Annotated in this window: 6 protein-coding genes and 1 pseudogene; 4 read left to right on the top strand and 3 right to left on the bottom strand. The window is 44.8% G+C overall.

Features of this window, described 5'->3' with window-relative positions; genetic code table 11:
• The first annotated feature begins 374 nt into the window (after positions 1 to 374).
• Together F6J99_RS42420 and F6J99_RS42415 are read left to right on the top strand one after the other, a co-directional pair.
• Positions 375 to 506 (top strand): element excision factor XisH family protein, encoded by a 132-nt coding sequence (locus tag F6J99_RS42420; RefSeq protein ID WP_293122800.1) that lies wholly within the window; start codon positions 375 to 377, stop codon positions 504 to 506.
• Entirely contained in the window at positions 494 to 829 is a 336-nt protein-coding gene (locus F6J99_RS42415) for a XisI protein (RefSeq protein ID WP_070395860.1), read from the top strand. The genes F6J99_RS42420 and F6J99_RS42415 overlap by 13 nt, the downstream gene beginning before the upstream one ends.
• Here the strand turns inward: F6J99_RS42415 and F6J99_RS42410 are convergent.
• Positions 802 to 972, bottom strand: coding sequence for a hypothetical protein (locus tag F6J99_RS42410; protein ID WP_293122794.1), 171 nt, complete (start codon positions 970 to 972; stop codon positions 802 to 804). The genes F6J99_RS42415 and F6J99_RS42410 overlap by 28 nt on opposite strands.
• A 247-nt stretch (positions 973 to 1,219) precedes the next feature.
• Between F6J99_RS42410 and F6J99_RS42405 the strand changes: the two are divergent.
• Positions 1,220 to 2,495: pseudogene (locus F6J99_RS42405) on the top strand (transposase).
• A gap of 335 nt (positions 2,496 to 2,830) precedes the next feature.
• Here the strand turns inward: F6J99_RS42405 and hpsU are convergent.
• Positions 2,831 to 3,430: a hormogonium polysaccharide biosynthesis acetyltransferase HpsU gene (gene hpsU / locus F6J99_RS42400; protein WP_293122791.1), complete on the bottom strand. Its 600-nt coding sequence runs from the start codon at positions 3,428 to 3,430 to the stop codon at positions 2,831 to 2,833.
• Positions 3,431 to 3,608: 178 nt separating this feature from the next.
• On the opposite strand from hpsU, the gene F6J99_RS42395 reads away from it, so the two are divergent.
• Positions 3,609 to 3,848 carry a hypothetical protein gene (locus F6J99_RS42395; RefSeq protein WP_293122788.1) on the top strand — a complete coding sequence of 80 codons (240 nt, stop codon included), beginning with the start codon at positions 3,609 to 3,611 and terminating at the stop codon, positions 3,846 to 3,848.
• Here the strand turns inward: F6J99_RS42395 and F6J99_RS42390 are convergent.
• Positions 3,833 to 4,533 (bottom strand): YdcF family protein (locus tag F6J99_RS42390; protein WP_365975348.1); only part of this gene is annotated, 701 nt, incomplete at its 5' end. The two genes, F6J99_RS42395 and F6J99_RS42390, sit on opposite strands and share 16 nt — an antisense overlap.

Raw genomic sequence — 4,533 nt, 5'->3', positions numbered from 1 at the left:
TGTTAGTGAAAATGTCAGAGGATTTTGATGAGTCGTTATATAGTGGTTTTCAATGAGGTGAGGTATATTTTTTTAGGGAACAGGGAACAGCGGATCTGGGAACAGTGAATTCAGAAGAAGTAAGAGGTAAGAGGTAAGAGGGTAAAAATTATGTATACCTGATTAGAATAGAAACCGCTATAATAGTTTAGGAAACAGTATAGGGTTTATATTTGAGATGTACACCTAGAAGGTCTTTTTTTATTGTCCAATAAAACTCCTGATTTATTGCCCCTTTTGCCTTTTGCCTCTTGCCTCTTGCCTATTCCCCGTTCCCTGTTCCCTGTTCCCTATTCCCTCTACTACGCCTGAAACAACCACAACGAGTACTTTATTTGGCTGTTCCCTTATCCATTTACGACGATTTTTTTGGTGAAGAACTCCCTCAACTTAGTATTAAAGAGTATCAAGTTAAGCTGTTAGTATTCGATCCTAACCAGGAGGTAATTGTGCAATGGATAAGTTAAATCAGTATCGTGAAGCGATTAAAAAAATATTGACTGATTACAGCAAAATTAAACCTTCGTTTGGTGATATAGACCGTTATACTTCCTTTGATCTAGAAAATGACCACTATCAAATTATTAGTGTGGGTTGGGAAGAGCATCGCCGCGTCTATGGTTGCTTGATTCACATTGATATTATCAACGACAAGATTTGGATTCAATACGATGGGACGGAATATGGTGTGGCAAATGAGCTGACTGATGTGGGAATTCCTAAGTCTGACATTGTATTAGCCTTTCACACTCCGTTTATGCGTCAGTATAGTGATTTTGCGGTCGGTTGAAGGGAATAGGGAGCAGGGAGCAGGGAGCAGGGAGCAGGGAATAGGGAATAGGTAAGAGGCAAGAGGCATGCTAGCAAGAGGGAACGCTGAGCTGACTCCCCATCTCTCCATCTCCCCAGCTCCCCATCTCCCCAGCTCCCCATCTCCCTATGCGATAATAACGATAGACAACAATGGGAGAGTCATGAACATGAGCGAGGTTGTGTTTTTGGTTGAGGAAGATCCGGAAGGGGGTTATACGGCCAGAGCTTTAGGAGAGTCTATCTTTACCTGAATGTCGGAAGAAGGCTCCCGCTATACCGCAGGTTAGCGGTGAGATGAATTCCGACCAATAAAAAAGAATGTAGTAGTTATGTTTGATCTGGCGCAGGCGTGTAGTAAAATCAACTTATGATAGTCAGAGAAGCCAAGCTATTAAACGGGTCTAAGGTACAATATCAAGCCTTAGATGAAGCCATAAGAACTGCTCAGTTTATCAGAAATAAAGCAGTTAGATTGTGGCGGGAAGAGCCAAATGTGAACAAGGCTCGTCTATCTCTGCTATGCAAAGAACTAGCGCGTGAGTTTCCTTTTGCTAAGAAATTAAACTCAATGGCACGGCAAGCATCAGCACAGAGGGCTTGGAATTCAATCTCTAGCTTCTATCGTCGTTGTAGAGAGGGTGCGAAACAGAAAGGATATCCTCAGTTCAAAAAGCATTCTCGTAACGGCTTTGCCGACGCTGCGCGAACGGTTGAGTATAAAACGTCAGGCTGGAAACTCTCAGCTGATTGTTTAACTATTAACTTCACCGATGGATTTAATGCGGGTAAGTTTTCTCTATTTTGTAATCATGAAACAAGAGAAGATTTGTTCAGACTTAAAATTAATCGTGTGAGAGTAGTTAGACGAGCTGATGGATATTATGCTCAATTCTGTTTTGATGCCACTCGCCAAGAGGTAGGAAAACATACTGGGAATGTGATTGGCATTGATTTAGGTTTGAAGTATTTCTACAAAGACCAAAACGATAATGCTGCTATCTATCCCAAGTATTTAAGACGGGCTGAGAAACGGACCCGCGAAACTACAGCGGCGACTATCAAGAAAGTTTGTTAGAGGGAAAAAACCTCAATCAAACAACTACCACAAAGCCAGAATCATACTGGGGAAGGCACATTTGAAGGTTCAAAGACAGCGTAAAGACTGGGCGGTTAAGTTAGCTCGGTGCGTAGTCCACTCTCACGATGTGGTTGTCTTAGAAGACCTGAAGATACAGAATCTGGTCAAGAACCATCATCTAGCTAAGTCGATTTCTGACGCTTCGTGGTATCAATTCACTCAATGGTTAGATTATTTTGGGAAGGTTTGGGATAAGACAGTGATTGCTGTTGCCCCTAACTACACATCTACTGACTGCTCAAATTGTGGTCATCGAGTCAAGAAATCACTCAGCACCAGAACTCATCAATGTCCAAAGTGCAAAACACAAATCTGTCGTGATACGAACGCGGCATTAAACATTTTAAAGAAGGGCATGAATATTCTAGGTGTTGATTTGAACAGTACCCAAGGGCATTGGGGAACTGCCGGGAAACCGGGAACGCTTGAGGAGAGTTCAACCGCTGTTGATGAGGGGAAGCCTGATTTAATAAGTTGTCTCGCTGAATCAAGAATCACTCTGTGAGAATCCCCCGCCATAATCTCTGATTTGGCGGCGGGAGTATGTCAATCAAGCAGACACGTTAGATGATCTGAAAACGATGGTTCGAGATGCTGTTAAGTGTCATTTTGAAGGTAGTGGAAAAGATGTAGTGGTTTCGCTACGGTCTGGTCAAGGTAACAGGATCTAAAATCACGAATTGTTTACCACTACTGCATTTCTCAATATCTGACTCCCCATCTCCCCATCTCCCCTACTCCCTACTCCCTACTCCCTACTCCCTACCCCCCATCTCCCCATCTCCCCATCTCCCCATCTCCCCATCTCCCCATCTCCCCACATTCCCTACTCCCTACTCCCTACTCCCTACTCCCTACCTCCCGTCGATACCGAGCACGTGCTGGTGTCCCCCAGCATACTTGCTGCTCTGGGATATTACTAAACACACTGCTGCGAGCACCAATTACCGCATTGGCTCCAATGTGGACACCGGGCGCAACGAAGCAATCGGTAGCAATCCAGGCTCCGTTACCAACATTTATCTCAGCTGTGATTAACCCAAATCTTGGGTCTTTGATATCGTGACTACCGGTACAGAGGTAACATTTTTGGGAAATAATGCAATGACTACCAATGCGAATCCGATCGATGCTGTAGAACACCACATCATCCCCAATCCAACTGTAGTCACCAATTTCTACTTTCCAGGGATACGTAAAACGAGCGGTGGGTCGAATGATGACATTAGTACCAATCTTGGCTCCAAATAATTGGAGCAGCCATCGGCGAAAACCATTGAAGTTATGAAGACTTAAGGGAAATGCGATCGCTTGCACCAACCACCAGATTAAGACTAACCAACTGGGACGCCCTCGGTCAAATTGAGATGAGTCGTATTTGCTTAAATCAACTAAGGGGGCTGAATCTAAGGCTGGTGGTTTACTTAAGTCAGTTGTCATAATCTAGGTTTTTTTCATGGGGTGAGGTACAAATTTTTGGTTTTTAGGGAACAGGGAACAGGGAAAAGATAAGAGGGAATAGGAAACAGGTAAAATAGAAGAGGGAATAGGAACAAAATGCTTTGTAGCTCATAGCTATGATCAACCCTATATCCCTCTTCTGTCACTTTCCGAAATTATGACGAAATTTCGTTATTACAGCCAACGACGCCTCACGAAAGAATCAGGGTTTGACCCCCATTTTTCGGAGTCTGACAGCAGAGGGATATCTACCACACCTACCAAACTCTACTCCCGATTCCCGATTCCCGATTCCCGATTCCCGATTCCCGATTCCCGATTCCCGATTCCCGATTCCCGATTCCCGATTCCCGATTCCCGATTCCCGACTCCCTCCAAGAGTCAGGCTCTCAAATAATATTGAAGACTCGCTCCAGTACGACCAGTGATAATCCAAACCACCGAGCGCCCTACATCCCGTGCCACTCGCAGCCAGGATTCCTCAGGCCGCTGGGAAGGAATGGCGACAGGGGTGAAGGCAATACCGTGACTGCCGAAAACAAAGAAGGCGATCGCAATCGACCGACGCATGTGAAAGTCTGAGGTGATTAGATAGACATGGTGGATGTCATTGGTTTTGAAATCTTGAACCAGGGTGGTAAAGTTGGTGACGGTATCGATAGCACGCTGATCAAGATGCACTCGCTGATCAGAAATACCTGCTTCCTCAAAGATGTTTTGGGCTTGTGGGGTGGGCACTCCAGAAGAGACCCAAATATCAAGGTTAGGATGTTTTTGAGCAAACTCAGCTGTAAATGTTTCCCGTTCGATACCGCCACCGAGGGTCAGAATCACCTGAGGAGTAGGGGATTGGAGATGGGCGAGTCCTAGGCGAATGGGAATAAACGTAAGAGCAATACATAGGATGGTAAGGGTAAATGCTACCCGCATTTTGCGTAGGGTTTTGCGAGGGTAGCTAAAGCGGGGTTTATCGGTAAAAGGTCGGCGTGAGGATAAGTTTCCTTTCATGGATTCGTAGTGATAAAGATGTAGTGGTTTCGCTACGGTCTGGTAAAGGTAACAGGTGCTAAAATCACGAATTA

The sequence above is a fragment of the Moorena sp. SIO4G3 genome, from assembly GCF_010692305.1.
GTDB lineage: Bacteria > Cyanobacteriota > Cyanobacteriia > Cyanobacteriales > Coleofasciculaceae > Moorena > Moorena producens_A.
This window is presented reverse-complemented; position numbering and strand designations above follow the sequence as displayed.

Excerpts from the sequence above, each read along its gene's own strand:
- F6J99_RS42415 (WP_070395860.1), top strand. The coding sequence starts at position 494 with ATGGATAAGTTAAATCAGTATCGTGAAGCGATTAAAAAAATATTGACT.
- F6J99_RS42410 (WP_293122794.1), bottom strand. The coding sequence starts at position 972 with ATGGGGAGCTGGGGAGATGGGGAGCTGGGGAGATGGAGAGATGGGGAG.
- hpsU (WP_293122791.1), bottom strand. The coding sequence starts at position 3,430 with ATGACAACTGACTTAAGTAAACCACCAGCCTTAGATTCAGCCCCCTTA.
- F6J99_RS42395 (WP_293122788.1), top strand. The coding sequence starts at position 3,609 with ATGACGAAATTTCGTTATTACAGCCAACGACGCCTCACGAAAGAATCA.